This is a genomic window from Dermacoccus barathri (assembly GCF_015070805.1).
Lineage (GTDB): Bacteria > Actinomycetota > Actinomycetes > Actinomycetales > Dermatophilaceae > Dermacoccus > Dermacoccus abyssi.
Genome location: NZ_JADCTK010000005.1, coordinates 25,300 through 41,361, shown reverse-complemented (window position 1 = coordinate 41,361; position 16,062 = coordinate 25,300). Strand labels below are relative to the sequence as shown.

The 16,062-nt window shown below is 67.4% G+C and carries 12 protein-coding genes; all 12 read left to right on the top strand.

The window, feature by feature from the left end; genetic code table 11:
* The first annotated feature begins 28 nt into the window (after positions 1–28).
* The 12 genes from dnaA (at position 29) to IM689_RS10320 (ending at position 15,806) form a co-directional block, all read left to right on the top strand.
* Positions 29–1,528, top strand: a complete 1,500-nt coding sequence (gene dnaA / locus IM689_RS10375) for a chromosomal replication initiator protein DnaA (protein ID WP_227484760.1) — start codon at positions 29–31, stop codon at positions 1,526–1,528.
* Positions 1,529–1,610: 82 nt separating this feature from the next.
* Entirely contained in the window at positions 1,611–2,837 is a 1,227-nt protein-coding gene (locus IM689_RS10370; RefSeq protein WP_264674284.1) for a multidrug effflux MFS transporter, read from the top strand.
* Positions 2,838–3,449: 612 nt separating this feature from the next.
* A complete protein-coding gene (dnaN, locus tag IM689_RS10365; protein ID WP_193643921.1) occupies positions 3,450–4,580 on the top strand; it encodes a DNA polymerase III subunit beta in 1,131 nt (376 codons plus the stop codon).
* A 121-nt stretch (positions 4,581–4,701) separates the two neighbouring features.
* Positions 4,702–5,694 (top strand): phosphogluconate dehydrogenase (NAD(+)-dependent, decarboxylating), encoded by a 993-nt coding sequence (gene gnd, locus IM689_RS10360; protein WP_193643920.1) that lies wholly within the window; start codon positions 4,702–4,704, stop codon positions 5,692–5,694.
* 38 nt (positions 5,695–5,732) lie between these two features.
* Positions 5,733–7,007 carry a DNA replication/repair protein RecF gene (gene recF, locus IM689_RS10355; protein ID WP_193643919.1) on the top strand — a complete coding sequence of 425 codons (1,275 nt, stop codon included), beginning with the start codon at positions 5,733–5,735 and terminating at the stop codon, positions 7,005–7,007.
* On the top strand, positions 7,000–7,617 hold the full coding sequence (locus tag IM689_RS10350) for a DUF721 domain-containing protein (protein ID WP_187036627.1): 618 nt from the start codon (positions 7,000–7,002) through the stop codon (positions 7,615–7,617). The genes recF and IM689_RS10350 overlap by 8 nt, the downstream gene beginning before the upstream one ends.
* Positions 7,618–7,731: 114 nt before the next feature.
* A complete protein-coding gene (locus IM689_RS10345) occupies positions 7,732–8,415 on the top strand; it encodes a hypothetical protein (RefSeq protein ID WP_193643918.1) in 684 nt (227 codons plus the stop codon).
* Positions 8,416–8,478: 63 nt separating this feature from the next.
* Positions 8,479–9,075 (top strand): hypothetical protein, encoded by a 597-nt coding sequence (locus IM689_RS10340; protein WP_193643917.1) that lies wholly within the window; start codon positions 8,479–8,481, stop codon positions 9,073–9,075.
* On the top strand, positions 9,072–9,836 hold the full coding sequence (locus tag IM689_RS10335; protein ID WP_193643916.1) for a hypothetical protein: 765 nt from the start codon (positions 9,072–9,074) through the stop codon (positions 9,834–9,836). The genes IM689_RS10340 and IM689_RS10335 overlap by 4 nt, the downstream gene beginning before the upstream one ends.
* A gap of 269 nt (positions 9,837–10,105) precedes the next feature.
* On the top strand, positions 10,106–12,235 hold the full coding sequence (gene gyrB / locus IM689_RS10330) for a DNA topoisomerase (ATP-hydrolyzing) subunit B (RefSeq protein WP_406565494.1): 2,130 nt from the start codon (positions 10,106–10,108) through the stop codon (positions 12,233–12,235).
* A 281-nt stretch (positions 12,236–12,516) separates the two neighbouring features.
* Positions 12,517–15,282: a DNA gyrase subunit A gene (gene gyrA / locus IM689_RS10325; protein ID WP_193643915.1), complete on the top strand. Its 2,766-nt coding sequence runs from the start codon at positions 12,517–12,519 to the stop codon at positions 15,280–15,282.
* The gene (locus IM689_RS10320; RefSeq protein WP_118913923.1) at positions 15,279–15,806 is read left to right on the top strand and encodes a DUF3566 domain-containing protein; all 528 of its coding nucleotides are present in this window, start codon (positions 15,279–15,281) and stop codon (positions 15,804–15,806) included. The genes gyrA and IM689_RS10320 overlap by 4 nt, the downstream gene beginning before the upstream one ends.
* Positions 15,807–16,062 lie beyond the last annotated feature (256 nt).

Sequence of the window (16,062 nt, the reverse complement as noted above, 5' to 3'; positions counted from 1 at the left end):
ACGCACGTGGCACGCCGCCCTGGCGGAAATGAGCAAGCACGGCATCGGTTCTCGTGACCGAGCCTTCCTCAACCTCACGCGCTTCGTCGGCCTCATCGGTGAGAACGTCCTGCTGTCCGTTCCCTTCGAGCAGACCAAGCGCATGCTCGAAGGTCCGCTGCGCGACCAGGTCGCCGAGGCACTCTCGAACCAGCTCGGACAGCAGGTTCGCGTCGCCATCTCCGTCGACGAGAGCCTTCAGGCCGCAGTCCAGGAACTCGACGGCGCGGGCGCCGATGCGCACGGTGCTGCACAGACTGGCGCAGACGCGAATCCCGACATGAACGCCCAGGAGCCCGACCACTCCGACGGCACGCTCGGTTTCTCGCTGCCGGGCGGCTCCCAGATCGCGGCCGAGCAGGTTCCGCGTCCTCGCTCGGCGCACCCCGACGTCGTTCTGCCTCCCCGTTCCGTGGGTGGCCGCACGGACGCTCCGCCGCCGAGCGACGAGGAGTACTCGCCGCGACTCAACCCGAAGTACACCTTCGACACGTTCGTCATCGGTGACAGCAACCGCTTCGCCCACGCGGCCGCCATCGCGATCGCCGAGGAGCCCGGCCAGGCCTACAACCCGCTGTTCATCCACGGTGACTCAGGCCTCGGCAAGACCCACCTGCTGCACGCCATCGGGCACTACGTGCACGACTACCACCCCAAGTTGCGGGTGCGCTACGTCAGCTCCGAGGAGTTCACGAACGACTTCGTCAACTCCATCCGTGACGACCGTGCGGCCACCTTCCAGCGCCGCTACCGCGACAACGTCGACGTCCTGCTCATCGACGACATCCAGTTCCTCCAAGGCAAGGAGCAGACGCAGGAGGAGTTCTTCCACACGTTCAACGCTCTGCACTCCTCGGGCAAGCAGATCGTGCTCACCTCCGACCAGCCGCCGGAGAAGCTGACCACGTTCGCCGACCGCATGCGCAGCCGGTTCAAGTCCGGCCTCACGACGGACGTGCACCCTCCCGAACTGGAAACCCGCATCGCGATCCTGCGCAAGAAGGCCAACGCCGAGCGCATGGACATCGGCGATGACGTCCTCGAACTCGTGGCCTCGAAGATCTCGACGAACATCCGAGAGCTCGAGGGCGCGCTCATCCGCGTCGCTGCGTACGCCTCGCTCCAGAAGGAGCCGGTCGACCGGGCCAAGGCGGCGTTCGTCCTCAAGGACGTCGTACCGAGTGAGACCGGGCAGATCACGGTGCATCAGATCATCTCCGAGACGGCCGTCTATTTCGGTGTCACGGTGGACGACATCAAGGGCACGTCCCGCTCGCGCAACCTCGTCACCGCGCGCCAGATCGCGATGTATCTCTCGCGTGAACTGACCGAGCACTCCTTCCCCCAACTGGGGCAGCACTTCGGCGGACGTGACCACACCACCGTCATGCACGCGGAGAAGAAGATCCGCCAGCTCATCGGCGAACGTCAGCCGATCTACGACCAGATCACCGAGCTGACGACACAGATCAGGCGCCGCAGCGCTTGATCCACGAGGGTGTGTTTCACGTGAAACACACCCTCTCTCGTAGGCTCGGTCGGTGACTTCCGCCCCATGACGCGCCGGCGTCCTGCTGACCCTCATCCTGGCCGGCCTGTCGATGTTCGGCCCGTTCAACGTCGATGCGCCGCTGCCCGCCTTCGGCGAAATGGGTGCGGAGTTTCACGTGGAACCAGCCGCGATGCAGTTGGTCGTCAGCGTCTACCTCCTCGCCTTCGCGCTGATGAGCCTGCTCCACGGCTCCATCTCCGACGCCGTGGGCAGGCGTCCCGTCATGCTCATCGGCATCGGCGTCTACGTCGTCGCGTCCATCGGATGCGCCCTGTCGACCTCCCTGACGATGCTGCTCGTCTTCCGCATGTTCCAAGGGTTCGCGGCCGGTGCAGGGCAGATCATCGCGCGAACCGTCATCCGTGACCTCTTCGAGGGAGCGGAAGCGCAGCGACTCATGAGCCAGGTCTCGATGATCTTCGGTGTCGCACCGGCCGTGGCGCCCGTCCTGTCCGGGCTCCTCCTCCAGGTGGGCTCCTGGCGCACGATCTTCTGGTTCCTCGTCGCCTTCGGCATCATCATGGCCGTCTCGGTTGCTCTTTCTCTGCCGGAAAGCCCCCCCGCCGGGCACCGGACGCCGCTGCGCGTGGGCTCACTCGTGTCTGGGCTGCTCGCCGCAATGCGGAGCGGCCGCTTCATGCGCGTGGCCTTCGCAGCCGCGTTCTCCTTTGCGGGCCAGTTCCTCTACATCTCCGCCGCACCGTTGTTCCTCATCGGACTGCTCGGTCTCGGCGAATCAGACTTCTGGGTGTTCTTCGTCCCGATGGTGGCTTGCATGATCACCGGATCCTGGACGAGTGGACGGCTCGCCGGACGGGTGACGAGCGACCGTCAGATCACCTACGGCCTGGGCTTCGCCCTCCTCGCGGCCTCAGCGGGCGCCATTGTCTCGGTGACGCCGGTCGGCGACGTCCTGCCGTGGGCCATCGTGGCTCCCGCTCTCATCGCCTATGGGATCGGGCTGTCCCTGCCCACCCTGCAAATTGCCATGCTTGACCAGTTCCCCCACGCCCGCGGAAGCGCGGCGTCGGCGGGCACCTTCGTCAACCTCGTGACAAGCGCTCTCGTGGCAGGTCTCGTGGCTCCTTTCGCGGCCGAGAGCGCCTGGACGATGGCGGTCACGGCGCTCGGTCTCGTCATGCTCGGGGCCGCGATGTGGCTGTGGCACCTCGTCTCGACCCGCCCCGTCAACGCGCTCAGTCAGAGCGTGCGACGCACTGTCCCCGGCTCGTCCCGTCGGTCTTGAGCTTGGGGCCGATAGTCGGGGTTGTCCACAGGTTCTGGGGACAACCCTGGGGACGCTGTGTGCAACGACCGCTCGGACGTCCCATCACAGCCGGAGCAGCCCCGACAATTCCGCGAAACTCCCCCTGGGGACATCCTTGTGGATTTGTGGACAACACCACTGTGATTCACCTGCCCCACATGAGCAGGACTCCTTCGTCACACGCTTTTCCACAGAATCTGGGGATAACTCCGTGGACAACGGTCGAAATCAGGGGATAACACCCCTTGAGCGCCGTCGGCGTCTGGGGACGCGAAAAATCCGTCCACACCCCCACTGTGTCGTCCCCAACGACCATCCCCACGCTGCCCACAACCGGAAACCGCGGGATTCCCGGCACAGATGTGGTTGTCCCCAGAATCCACACCCCCTATGACGACGACCAACTCTTTCTCCATCGCGATCAAGCGCCCCACGAATCCACACCCAGGCCAACCGCGGCGACCGCCTAGGACAGCTCCTCGACGCTTGGGGCGTCAGCTCCACCTGCGTTAAGCTCACCGCGAATACCTGTGCTCCTGCGCTCGCTTCCCCACGACGTAGGCGAACCACGAAGTGACGAGGACGGTGGACGTGAAGCTCCGGGTTGAACGTGATGTGTTGGCCGAAGCTGTGGCGTGGGCCGTTCGAGGTCTCTCGCAGCGCCCGCCGGTTCCGGTGCTCGCGGGTGTCCTGCTCGAAGCCACCGAGGACGGCCTGACACTCTCCGCGTTCGACTACGAGGTCTCGGCCAAGGTCACCGTCGACGCCGACGTCGAGGAGCCCGGCACCGTGCTCGTGCTCGGCCGCCTGCTCGCCGACATCAGCAAGAGCCTGCCGCACAAGCCGATCGAGCTCGTGAGCGAGGGCTCCAAGGTCCAGGTCACCTGCGGTTCGGCCAAGTTCAGCCTCCAGAGCATGCCGACGGGCGAGTACCCGACGCTGCCGGAGAACCCCGAGCCCACCGGCGTCATCGGCGGTGACGTCTTCACCCAGGCCGTCGCGCAGGTCAGCGTGGCCGCGGACCGCGGCGACACCCTGCCGATCCTCACGGGTGTGCGCATCGAGGTTCAGGGCAACAAGCTCACCCTGCTGGCCACCGACCGCTACCGCCTCGCCATGCGTGAGGTGCTGTGGAACGGCGGTGACGAGAACGCGGAGTACGCGGCCCTCGTCCCGGCTCGCACGCTCGACTCCCTGGCCAAGGCGCTCGGTGCGGCGGGCAGCGTCTCGCTGTCGCTCAGCGGCGCGTCGACCGGCTCCGGCCTCGCCGGTTTCGAGGCCGGCCAGCGCCGCATGACGACGCGCCTGCTCGACGGCGACTACCCCAAGGTGACGAGCCTGTTCCCCACGAGCGTCGACACGACGGCGGTCGTCGAGACGGCGATGCTCGTCGAGGCTGCCAAGCGTGTCTCGCTCGTCGCCGAGCGCAACATGCCCGTACGTCTGCGCTTCTGTGACGACGCCGTCCGCATCGAGGCCGGTACCGGCGAGGACGCCCAGGCCTCGGAGACCTTCGAAGCCCGCATCGAAGGGCCGGAACTCGAGATCGCCTTCAGCCCCCAGTTCCTCCTCGACGGCCTCGGGGTCGTCGGCACGAAGTACGTGCGCCTGGGCTTCACCCAGCCGACGCGTCCGGCCGTGCTGTCCGGTCAGGATGAGCTCGACGGCGAGGCCGACGACAGCTACCGCTACCTCATCATGCCGGTGCGCTTCGCCAACTGACCAGCCTCGTCCGGCGGTGTCGGACGGCATGTGGTCGTTCCCGCGACGGCGGCGTAGCGTGAGCACCGAACGCCGCGCCTTCGGGTGCGGCAACCAGACTTCCTCAGCAAGGAGCTAGACCATGCAGCTCGGACTCATCGGCCTCGGCAAGATGGGCGGCAACATGCGTGACCGCATGAAGGCCGCCGGCATCGACGTCATCGGTTTCGACACCAACCGCGAGATCAGCGACGTCGCCGATCTCGCGGAACTGGTCGAGAAGCTCGAGGCTCCCCGCAACATCTGGGTCATGGTGCCGGCCGGCAAGATCACGGGCTCGGTCATGTCCGAGCTGCAGAACCTGCTCGCCGAGGGTGACCTCGTCATCGACGGCGGCAACAGCAAGTGGTCCGATGACCTGGGGCACGCAGAGCAGTTCGCCGAGACCGGCGTGCACTTCATGGACTGCGGCGTCTCCGGTGGCGTGTGGGGCAAGGAGAACGGCTACGGCCTCATGTGTGGTGGCGCCGAGGAGGACGTCGAGCGCATGATGCCCGTCTTTGACGCGCTGCGCCCCGAAGGACCTCGCGAAGAGGGCTTCGTCCACGCGGGCAAGGTGGGCGCCGGTCACTACGCCAAGATGGTGCACAACGGCATCGAGTACGGCCTCATGCACGCGTACGCCGAGGGCTGGGAACTGCTCGAGGCGAAGGACATCGTCACCGACGTCCACGGTTGCTTCAAGGCCTGGACGCGCGGCACGGTCGTGCGGTCCTGGCTGCTCGATCTCATGGTCAAGGCGCTCGAGGAGACGCCGCACCTCGAGGGAATCTCCGAGTACTCGACCGATTCCGGTGAGGGTCGGTGGACGCTCGAGGAGGCCATCGCGAACGCCGTGCCGATGCCGGTGCTCGCCGCCGCTCTCTTCTCCCGCTTCACGTCGCGCCAGGAGAACAGCCCGCAGATGCAGGCCGTCGCCGCGCTGCGCGGACAGTTCGGCGGTCACGAGGTCATGCAGTTCGGCCAGGAGCCCTACCGCGTCGCCAAGGAGGGACAGGCCGAGGTCTCGCCCGCGGCCCAGCCCAAGCAGGACGACGGCGCGTCGCGTCCGGGTGCCGCCAAGAGCGAGCACTGAGTCTTCCTCTTTCGACCCCCAGGGCACACGAGTTCGACGTGAGGCTGCGTCACTTGTCGCTGCGTGACTTCCGCTCCTACAGCGAAGCGGAAGTCGATCTCACCGAAGGAGTCACCACATTCGTGGGGCTCAACGGCCAGGGCAAGACGAATCTCGTCGAAGCCGCCGGCTACCTCGCGTCCCTGGGGTCGCACCGTGTCTCGAACGACGCTCCCCTCGTCCGGTTCGGCGCAGAACGCGCCTTCGTCCGTGCGGCCGTCGTCCGTGATTCACGTGAAACAGTGCTCGAACTGGAAATCGTGCCCGGCCGAGCTAACCGGGCACGCGTAGGGCGATCTGCTGCCACGCGCCCCCGTGACATCCTCGGCACGCTGCGTACCGTGCTCTTCGCCCCGGAGGACCTGGCCCTCGTCAAGGGAGACCCCGGAGAACGTCGCCGCTTCCTCGACGAGCTGCTCGTCGCTCGCCAGCCGCGGTGGGCCGGGGCGCGCTCCGACTACGACAAGATCCTCAAGCAGCGCAACGCCCTCCTCCGTTCGGCTCAGCCCGTTCTGCGCAAGGGAAGCAGGGGCGGCACGCTGACCCCCGAAGAGGCCGTTTCACGTGAAACGACTCTCGACACGCTCGTCGAGTGGAACACCCACCTTGCCGCGGTGGGCGCCTCTCTCGTCTATGCGCGCCTCCGTCTACTGCGCGATCTGGCACCGCACGTGGCGTCGTCGTACGACGAGGTGAGCGCGGGCCGCTCGGAGGCTCGGCTCACGTACGTCTCGTCGTTGCCGGAGGCCGTCGCTCGTCGGATCGCCGGCGGCGAGGTGCCCGAGCGCGAAGAACTGGAGAAGGCCTTCCACCAAGCGTTCGAGGAGATGCGTCCGCGCGAGATCGACCGAGGAGTGACCCTCGTCGGGCCGCACCGCGACGACGTCACGCTGACACTCGGTCACCTGCCCGCGAAGGGCTACGCCAGCCACGGCGAGTCGTGGTCGTTCGCCCTCGCCCTGCGCCTTGCGGCCTTCCACCTCCTGCGCAACGACCTCAAGACCGACCCGGTCCTCGTGCTCGACGACGTCTTCGCCGAGCTCGACGCAGGACGACGCGAGCGCCTGGCCGCCATGGTGGCCGACGCCGAGCAGGTGCTCATCACCGCCGCGGTGGCCGAGGACGTCCCCGACGCACTCAGCGGGCGCACGTACTACGTGACGAAGGGGTCGGTCTCCGCCGAGCAGACGGATGCTGCCCCGCTCACCGAATCCGGCACCATCTCGGGGTCGACCGACGTAACGTCCGATGACGGCGGCGCCGATCATGACTGACGGCGACGGCGACAGCCGCGGGGACGAGTCCACGGACGCCCGGTCGACGCACGCGGCACTCGACGAGAGTTCGGTGGAGGCACCCGCGACGTCTGCTGTCGAGGACGACCCCCTGACGGCAGCCCGAGCGGCGTTGGCTCGCGCTCAACGGGGTGCCGCCGAACGCGGGTTCCGTCCGGGGTCTCGACCCATGCGTCGAAGCCCACGCGCCACGGACACACACGACGCGCGCAAGGGACGAGGCGGACGCAACGGTCGCGACCCGCTGCTGCTCGGCAACAACATGAAGCGACTGCTCGAGGACCGCGGATGGAATGTCGATGTCGCCGCGGGCACCGTGATGTCACGGTGGGCCGATCTCGTCGGACCGGGTGTCGCGGACCACGCCTCTCCCGTCAGCTTCGAGAACGGCATTCTCACGGTACGGGCGGAGTCGACGGCGTGGGCGACCCAGCTGACCTTGCTTGCGTCGACGATCATCCGGTCGATCGAGCAGGGCGTCGGTGACGGCGTGGTGGCGGAGCTCAAGATCGTCGGTCCCTCTGCCCCCAGTTGGGTGCGAGGTCCCCGACGTGTCGCCGGGCGTGGTCCGCGGGACACCTACGGCTGACATTTCCAACACAACGCAGTCCACCGCTAGCGTGGTATGTCCGGCGCCATAGGGGGCGCGATCGCTTCACCTCACGTTTCACGTGGAACATGAGGACGGAACGAGAGGTGACGAATGAACGAGCCGAACGGTTTCGAGGAGTGGAATCGGGGCGTCGAGCGACCCCCGTCACGCGGCAGTGGCTACGACCCGGGCGGCGAAACCGAGCCCGGTGTGGCCGACCTGTGGGGTCAGGCCAGCGAACCGGTGCCCTACCGCACCTCACGCCGACCCGACTGGTTGGCGCCGGCGCTCGTCATCGTGCTCGCCAGCCTCGCGTTCGCCACGGCGTGGTTCATCACCCGGGGATCGGGCAGCCGGCCACCCGTCGCTCAGCCGTCGGCGGCCACGGCTCCCTCCGACACACCGTCGTCCAGGACGCAGCCGCAGACCGGGACAGCCGCTCCATCGACGTCCGAGGCGCCGACGTCCTCGTCGACGACGCCCTCGTCCTCCGCGGCGACCAAGGCATCCTTTCCTGCCGGTACCGTGGCGACGTGTGGCTCGGGCGAGGCCGTACCCACGTCCAGCGTTCGTCTCGCCCGCGGCACGAACTCCACCTGCTCCTACGTCGCCGACGTCGTGACCAAGGTCAACGCGCACCTCGCGGAGAATCCGGGTGCCACGACCTACACGGTCAGTCCGTACAGCTCCTCGTTGCGCAAGGTCGTGACGTTGCACTGCACCCGCGCCGACCACCTCTCCGAATGCACCGGTGGTTCCAACGTTCGTCTCTGGGTGAGCGACAGCGTCGGCTGAATTGTGGCAACCGGCGTCTCCTCCTCCACCTAGACTGACGGCGGAGAGGGGAAGACGATCACCATGTACGAGGACGAGACGCGGGGCTACCCGCAGTCGCCGAAGCCACACGAAGCACCGACGTCGTGGGTCACGGCCGACCGGACGATGGCCGACAGCGGGGGCGCGTCGCAGCAGTACCACGGAGAACCCCCTCGCGGGCCGAAGCAGTGGCTCGTACCGGTGTTGCTCGTCGCTGCCGCGATCGTCGGCTTCGCCGTCGTCACCTTCTTCATATCCGGGGGCGACGAGACGCCGGCGAGCACCCAGTCCTCGACCGTTGCCTCGGCACCGTCCTCCACGCCCAGCGAGCCGAGCGCTGCCGAGGCCACCTTCCCCGACGACAGCGTGACGACGTGCGGCCAGGGCGACCCCATCACCGTTCCCGACATCCGCATTGCACGCGAGTCGAACACGAGCTGCGCTTACGTCGTGGAGATCCGGAGCAACGTGCTGGCGCACCTCGCCCAGGATTCGGGCGCTACCTCGTTCACGATCAACCCCTACAGCGTCGCGAAGCGCGCGTACGTGCCGCTCACCTGTGAACGCTCCGATCACCTCAGCCTCTGCACGGGTGGCACTGCTGTGAGGGCGTGGGTGAAGGACTCGGTCGGGCCATGACCCACGACGAGGAGACGCGCGCGTCGGGCCCCCAGCACGACACGGAACCGAAGACCCCGGCGTTCTGGAACGAGCCAGAGGCCGAGACGCCGGAGCGGCGATCGCCCTCACGTGGCCTTGTCATCGCCGTCGCGCTCACATCCGTGCTCGTCCTCGCGCTGGCACTGGGGGCGCTCGCCCTGACGCGCGGACAGAAGGATGCATCCCCGCCGCCCTCCGACCCCGCTACCTCGAGCGACGCGCGGTCGACGTCGAGTTCCTCCTCCTCGAGTTCCTCGAGCAGTTCGTCCTCGGCACCGTCGTCGACGACGAGCGAGACCGGTGGCGACTCCCGAACCGCGGCGCCTGCGCCGTCGTCCCCAGCGCAGATTGAGAGCCGAAGCTCCGTGGCCGAGGCTTCGACCAGCACCCCGGCTCCCACGCGAACGGGTCTGACGCCGTTCCCGGCCTCGACGTGGAACCTGTGTGGCGACCGTACGAGTCAGCAGACCAACACCGCCGTTCAGGTGCGCCAGGGGCAGGGGCACTATTCGAGTTGCCCCTTCCTCGTCACCGTGCGTGACGCAGCGTTGAGCCAGGTGGCGCGAACGCCCGACACATCCTCCTTCCCGTTGAAGGTCTACAGCGCCTATCGCAAGGAGAACGTCGCCGGTTCCGACGGGTACATCGACCTCACCTGCTCGCGCCGGGGTGGGCTCGTCAACTGCTTCCGGGCGAGCGATCCCGACGTTGACATCTGGGTTCAGGAAGGCGCCGGCTGATCCTCTTCAGCTCCGACGCGCAAACGTCGCAGACGGCCCCGAGCGCCTTCGGTGGCCCCAGGGACGATCCCCGGCACGCCGGGCGAGAGAAAATCGCGGAAAATGCCCGTGTGGGCATGTTTCGGGGCAGTTCTGCGTCCACTGACCCGGTAGAATGGACACGATCAGGACCTGCCACCCTCTCTCGGCCTTCGTACGCCGATCTGTGACGTTCGACCCCGTGTCGCGTCCGCACCACCGTGGCAGGCACCGCACGGTGAAGGAGCACAGTGGCCGACCAGCCCACGCACGACGACGCGACGAACGAGCCGATCCCCGGCGGCGAAGCACAGCAGGTGCTCCCGCCCGAGGCACACGTGCGCTCGCAGATCGACACCGAGTACGACGCCAGCGCCATTCAGGTCCTCGAGGGCCTCGAGGCGGTTCGCAAGCGCCCCGGTATGTACATCGGCTCGACCGGTGAACGCGGCCTGCACCACCTCGTGTGGGAGATCGTCGACAACTCTGTCGACGAGGCCCTCGCCGGCCACGCCGACCGCGTCGACGTGACGATCCTGCCGGACAACGGTGTACGCGTCAGCGACAACGGTCGAGGCATCCCGACCGGCCGCAACGAGCAGTACGACATGTCGACCGTCGAGCTCGTCCTCACGCAGTTGCACGCCGGCGGAAAGTTCGGCGGCGGCGGCTACAAGGTCTCCGGTGGTCTGCACGGCGTCGGTAGTTCCGTCGTCAACGCGCTCTCCACGCGCCTCGAGGTCGAGGTGCGCCAGAAGGGCCACGTCTACCGCATGGAGTTCGAGGGCGGCGTGCCGCTCGGCCCCCTGCGCGAGGAGGAGGCCACCGACGAGACCGGTACGACGATCACGTTCTGGGCCAGCCCCGAGATCTTCGAGACGACGACGTACGACTTCGAGACGGTGCGCGCTCGCTTCCAGCAGATGGCGTTCCTCAACAAGGGCCTCACCATCGCGCTCACCGACGAGCGTGCGGAGGTGCTCGACGAGGGCGCGGCCGACGAGGCCGCCGCTGACGCAGCAGCCGAGGGCGGCGACGCGGCGACGGCCGACGCCGCAGCCGAGAAGGCGAAGAAGGGCAAGTCGGTCACGTACCGCTACGACGACGGTCTGCTCGACTACGTCAAGCACCTCAACTCGAGCAAGCGCGCCGAGGTCGTCAACGAGGACATCATCGCGTTCGAGGCCGAGGACACCGAGCGTTACCTCTCCGTCGAGGTGGCGATGCAGTGGACGACGGCGTACAACGAGTCGGTCCACACCTACGCCAACACGATCAACACGCACGAGGGCGGCACGCACGAAGAGGGCTTCCGAGCCGCGATGACGAAGCTCGTCAACGACTTCGCCCGCCGCGAGAAGCTGCTCAAGGAAAAGGACGACAACCTCACGGGTGACGACATCCGCGAGGGCCTCACCGCCGTCATCTCCGTCAAGTTGGCCGAGCCGCAGTTCGAGGGCCAGACGAAGACGAAGCTCGGCAACTCCGAGATCAAGGGCTTCGTCCAGGCCGCAGTGCGCGACGAGTTCGACCACTGGCTGCAGATGCACCCGCGCGAGGGCAAGGCCATCGTCAACAAGGCGATTGCCGCCGCTTCGGCGCGCATGGCGGCCCGCAAGGCACGTGAGACCGCACGCCGTAAGGGCCTGCTCGAGGGCGGCGGTCTGCCGGGCAAGCTCAAGGACTGCCAGAGCAAGGACCCGAGCCTGTCCGAGGTCTTCATCGTCGAGGGTGACTCCGCAGGCGGCTCCGCCGTGCAGGGTCGTAACCCGTTCAACCAGGCGATCCTGCCCATCCGAGGCAAGATCCTCAACGTCGAGAAGGCCCGCATCGACAAGGTGCTCGCCAACCAGGAGGTCCAGGCCCTCATCTCCGGTTTCGGTACCGGCATCGGCGAGGACTTCGACATCGACAAGGCGCGCTACCACAAGATCGTGCTCATGGCCGACGCCGACGTCGACGGCATGCACATCCGCACGCTGCTGCTGACGCTGCTCTTCCGCTTCATGCGCCCGCTCATCGAGGCCGGCTACGTCTACCTCGCGCAGCCGCCGCTCTACCGCCTCAAGTGGAGCAACCACGAGCACGAGTTCGCGTTCACCGACCGCGAGCGCGACGCGATGATCGCCGAAGGTCAGTCGAAGGGCCGTCGTCTGCCGAAGGACAACGGCGTCCAGCGCTACAAGGGTCTCGGGGAGATGAACTACCAGGAGCTGTGGGAGACCACGATGGACCCGGAGGCGCGCACGCTCTTGCAGGTCACCCTCGAGGACGCCGCGGCAGCCGACGAGATCTTCGCCGTGCTCATGGGTGAGGACGTCGAGTCGCGCCGCAGCTTCATCCAGCGCAATGCCAAGGACGTCCGCTTCCTGGATATCTAACCTCTGTCGCGCCTTCTCAGCGCGCGGGCTTCAGGGTCTGCTCCTTCGTCGCATCCCCTGCTTCCCGCGCTTGATCGGCGGCGCGACGTCGTGGACGGTCGGCTCCCGTAGGGGGCGTCGCCGTCCGGGGTCGGATCTGACGCGAGGTGCGCGCTGGGTTGCGATCCTTGCCAACTGAACATCGTGTTTCACGTGGAACGGTCGGACGTTCCCGTCCTTCGTTTCACGTGGAACACCACCTAAGAACTCAATGAATTTCCCTTCGTAGAAGGAAAGAAACTATGTCTGACGACACGAACCTGCCGGGTGACGACGCGGCCGACCTCCCCGAGGTGCCCGCCGGAGACCCCGACGCGCCCGTGAGCGACGCCGCAGCGGCCACCGCCGGCACGCCCGGTGACGTCGAGACGCCGAAGGTGCCGAACACTCCGGAGGCTCGCGCCGCCGTCGAGGCCCCGGTCGCCCACCGCGTCGACCCCATCGACCTCAACGCCGAGATGCAGCGCAGCTACATCGAGTACGCGATGAGCGTCATCGTCTCCCGTGCGCTTCCGGACGTGCGTGACGGCCTCAAGCCCGTGCACCGCCGCATCGTCTACGCGATGTACGACGGTGGCTACCGCCCCGACCGTGGCTACAACAAGTGCAGCCGCGTCGTCGGTGACGTCATGGGTCAGTACCACCCGCACGGTGACTCGGCCATCTACGACGCCATGGTGCGCCTCGTTCAGCCGTGGTCGATGCGTTACCCGCTCGTCGACGGCCAGGGCAACTTCGGTTCGCCGGGTAACGACGGCGCCGCCGCCCCGCGATACACCGAGTGCCGCATGGCGCCGCTCGCGTTGGAACTCGTGCGCGACATCCACGAGAACACCGTCGACTTCGAGCCGAACTACGACGGCAAGACGATGCAGCCCACCGTGCTGCCGAGCCGTTTCCCGAACCTGCTCGTCAACGGCAGCGCCGGCATCGCCGTCGGTATGGCCACCCAGATCCCGCCGCACAACCTGCGCGAGGTCGCCGACGCCGCCCAGTGGCTGCTCGCCAACCCCGAGGCGAGCCGTGAGGCGCTGCTCGAGGAGTGCCTGCGCCGCATCCCAGGCCCCGACTTCCCGACGGGCGCCCTCATCATGGGCAAGAAGGGCATCGAGGACGCCTACCGCACGGGCCGCGGTAGCATCACGATGCGCGCCGTCGTCAATGTCGAGGAGATTCAGGGCCGTCAGTGCCTCGTCGTCACGGAGCTGCCCTACCAGGTCAACCCCGACGCCCTCGCCGAGAAGATCGCCATGCTCGTCAAGGACGGCAAGATGGCGGGCATCGCGGACATCCGCGACGAGACGTCGGGTCGTACCGGCCAGCGCCTCGTCATCGTGCTCAAGCGTGACGCCGTGGCGAAGGTCGTGCTCAACAACCTCTACAAGCACACGCAGCTTCAGCAGAACTTCGGCGCGAACATGCTCGCACTCGTCGACGGTGTGCCCCGCACGCTGCCGGTCAGCGCGTTCATCCGATACTGGGTCGAGCACCAGATCGACGTCATCCAGCGACGCACGCAGTACCGCCTCGACGAGGCCGAGAAGCGCATCCACATCCTGCGCGGTTACCTCAAGGCGCTCGACGCGCTCGACGAGGTCATCGCCCTCATCCGTCGTAGCCCCACGGTCGAGGAGGCCCGCGCCGGCCTCATCGACCTGCTCGACGTCGACGAGATCCAGGCCAACGCCATTCTCGACATGCAGCTGCGCCGCCTCGCGGCCCTCGAGCGTCGGAAGATCATCGAGCAGCACGACGAGATCCAGGCGCAGATCGACGACTACAAGGACATCCTGGCCAAGCCGGAGCGTCAGCGTCAGCTCGTCTCCGACGAGCTCGCCGAGATCGTCGACAAGTACGGCGACGACCGTCGCAGCCAGATCGTGCCGTTCGACGGCGACATGAACATGGAAGACCTCATCCCCGAGGAGGACGTGGTCGTCACCATCACGCGCGGCGGCTACGTCAAGCGCACGAAGGTGAGCGAGTACCGCAGCCAGCGTCGCGGCGGCAAGGGCGTGCGCGGCGCGACGCTGCGCGGCGACGACGTGGTCGGCCACTTCTTCACCACGTCGACGCACGACTGGCTGCTGTTCTTCACGAACGCCGGCCGCGTCTACCGCACCAAGGGCTACGAACTGCCCGAGGGCTCGCGCGAGAGCAAGGGCCAGCACGTCGCGAACCTGCTCGCGTTCCAGCCGGGCGAGCAGATCGCCCAGGTGCTGCGCTTGCGCACGTACTCCGACCACGAGTACCTGCTGCTCGCCACCCGCAACGGCCTCGTGAAGAAGACGCGCCTGTCCGAGTACGACTCGCCGCGCTCCGGCGGCCTCATCGCCGTCAACCTGCGTGACGGTGACGAACTCGTCGGCGCCAAGCTCGCCGAGGCGAGCGACGACGTCCTGCTCGTCTCGCGCAAGGGTCAGGCCGTGCGCTTCGCCGCCACGGACGACTCGCTGCGCCCGATGGGCCGCTCCACGTCCGGTGTCACCGGCATGAAGTTCCGCGACGGCGACGAACTGCTGTCGCTCAGCGTCGTGCCCGAGGGTTCGAACGAGGTGGAGCGCGGCGCCGCCGAGAAGCTCTACGTCTTCGTCGTCTTCGAGAACGGCCTCGCGAAGCGCACCCCCGTCGAGGAGTACCCGACGAAGGGCCGCGCGACGCTCGGCGTCAAGGTCGCCACGATCTCCGAACGAGGCGGCGACCTCGTCGGCGCGCTCGTCGTCGAGAACCGTGACGAGGTCATGGTCGTCATGGAGAAGGGCAAGATCGTGCGCAGCGCCGTCAGCGAGGTGCGCGAGACCGGGCGCAACACCCAGGGCGTCCAGTTCGCCACCCCGGGCAAGGGCGACTCCATCGTCGCGGTTGCGCGCAACGCCGAGAAGGAAGCCGAGGAAATTGCCGACGAGCAGGTAGGTTCGGATGCGAATACGGCTGATGACGCAGAGGTGACAAACCCCTCGGAGGACGCCGTTACCGCCGAGAACGACGAGTCGGGAGACAGTGAGTGAGTAACTCGCGAGAACCGCGCACCAAACTGCCGGGCGCTGAGGCGACCGCAGCGGCACCACGCCAGGGACGCCCGCCGCAGCAGCGCGTCGCGTCACCAGCCGGCCGCTCGGCCGCGGGAGCGCCGAAGGGCGGCGCGGGGCGTCCGGCACCGCGGCGCACCACGCCTCGTCGCGTGCGCCTCACCCTGTCGCGCGTCGACACCTGGTCGGTTCTGAAGATCGCCTTCCTGCTGTCCGTGGCCGTCGCCATCGCGTCCGTCGTGCTCGTCGCGACGCTGTGGACCGTCCTCGCCGGCATGGGCACCTTCAGCGCCGCCAACGACATGCTGCGCACCCTCGACCGTCAGGGATCGCAGTTCGACATCCTCGACTACGTCGGATTCGGACGCGCCATCTCGTTCAGCATCGTCATCGGCGTGCTCAACATCATCCTCATGACGGCCATCGCCACCCTCACCGCGTTCCTCTACAACATCTGCGCCTCCCTCGTCGGCGGCGTGCAGTTGACCCTCAGCGACGAGTGAGCTCCCTCGGCCCGTCTTCCGGGCTGGGCAGCTCGCAAGCTCGCTGCCCAGCCTCGGTGCGACAGGCCTTCGGGGGCGGTCGGCTTCCAGCGTGGTCTCGTAAGGTCTGCGCTGGTCCGGTTGGTCTGCTGCTGGGTTTTCAGGCCCGCGGGAGCTGTTTCGAAAGCCCTCACCACACTCGTGGTGGGGGCCTTCGGGCGTCTGTGGGCATCCTCGGTTCGGGCCGGTGCAGATGTGTGGATCTGGCCGCGATATA

Excerpts from the sequence above, each read along its gene's own strand:
- dnaA (WP_227484760.1), top strand. The coding sequence starts at position 29 with ATGAGCAAGCACGGCATCGGTTCTCGTGACCGAGCCTTCCTCAACCTC.
- gnd (WP_193643920.1), top strand. The coding sequence starts at position 4,702 with ATGCAGCTCGGACTCATCGGCCTCGGCAAGATGGGCGGCAACATGCGT.
- IM689_RS10350 (WP_187036627.1), top strand. The coding sequence starts at position 7,000 with ATGACTGACGGCGACGGCGACAGCCGCGGGGACGAGTCCACGGACGCC.
- IM689_RS10345 (WP_193643918.1), top strand. The coding sequence starts at position 7,732 with ATGAACGAGCCGAACGGTTTCGAGGAGTGGAATCGGGGCGTCGAGCGA.
- IM689_RS10340 (WP_193643917.1), top strand. The coding sequence starts at position 8,479 with ATGTACGAGGACGAGACGCGGGGCTACCCGCAGTCGCCGAAGCCACAC.
- IM689_RS10335 (WP_193643916.1), top strand. The coding sequence starts at position 9,072 with ATGACCCACGACGAGGAGACGCGCGCGTCGGGCCCCCAGCACGACACG.
- gyrA (WP_193643915.1), top strand. The coding sequence starts at position 12,517 with ATGTCTGACGACACGAACCTGCCGGGTGACGACGCGGCCGACCTCCCC.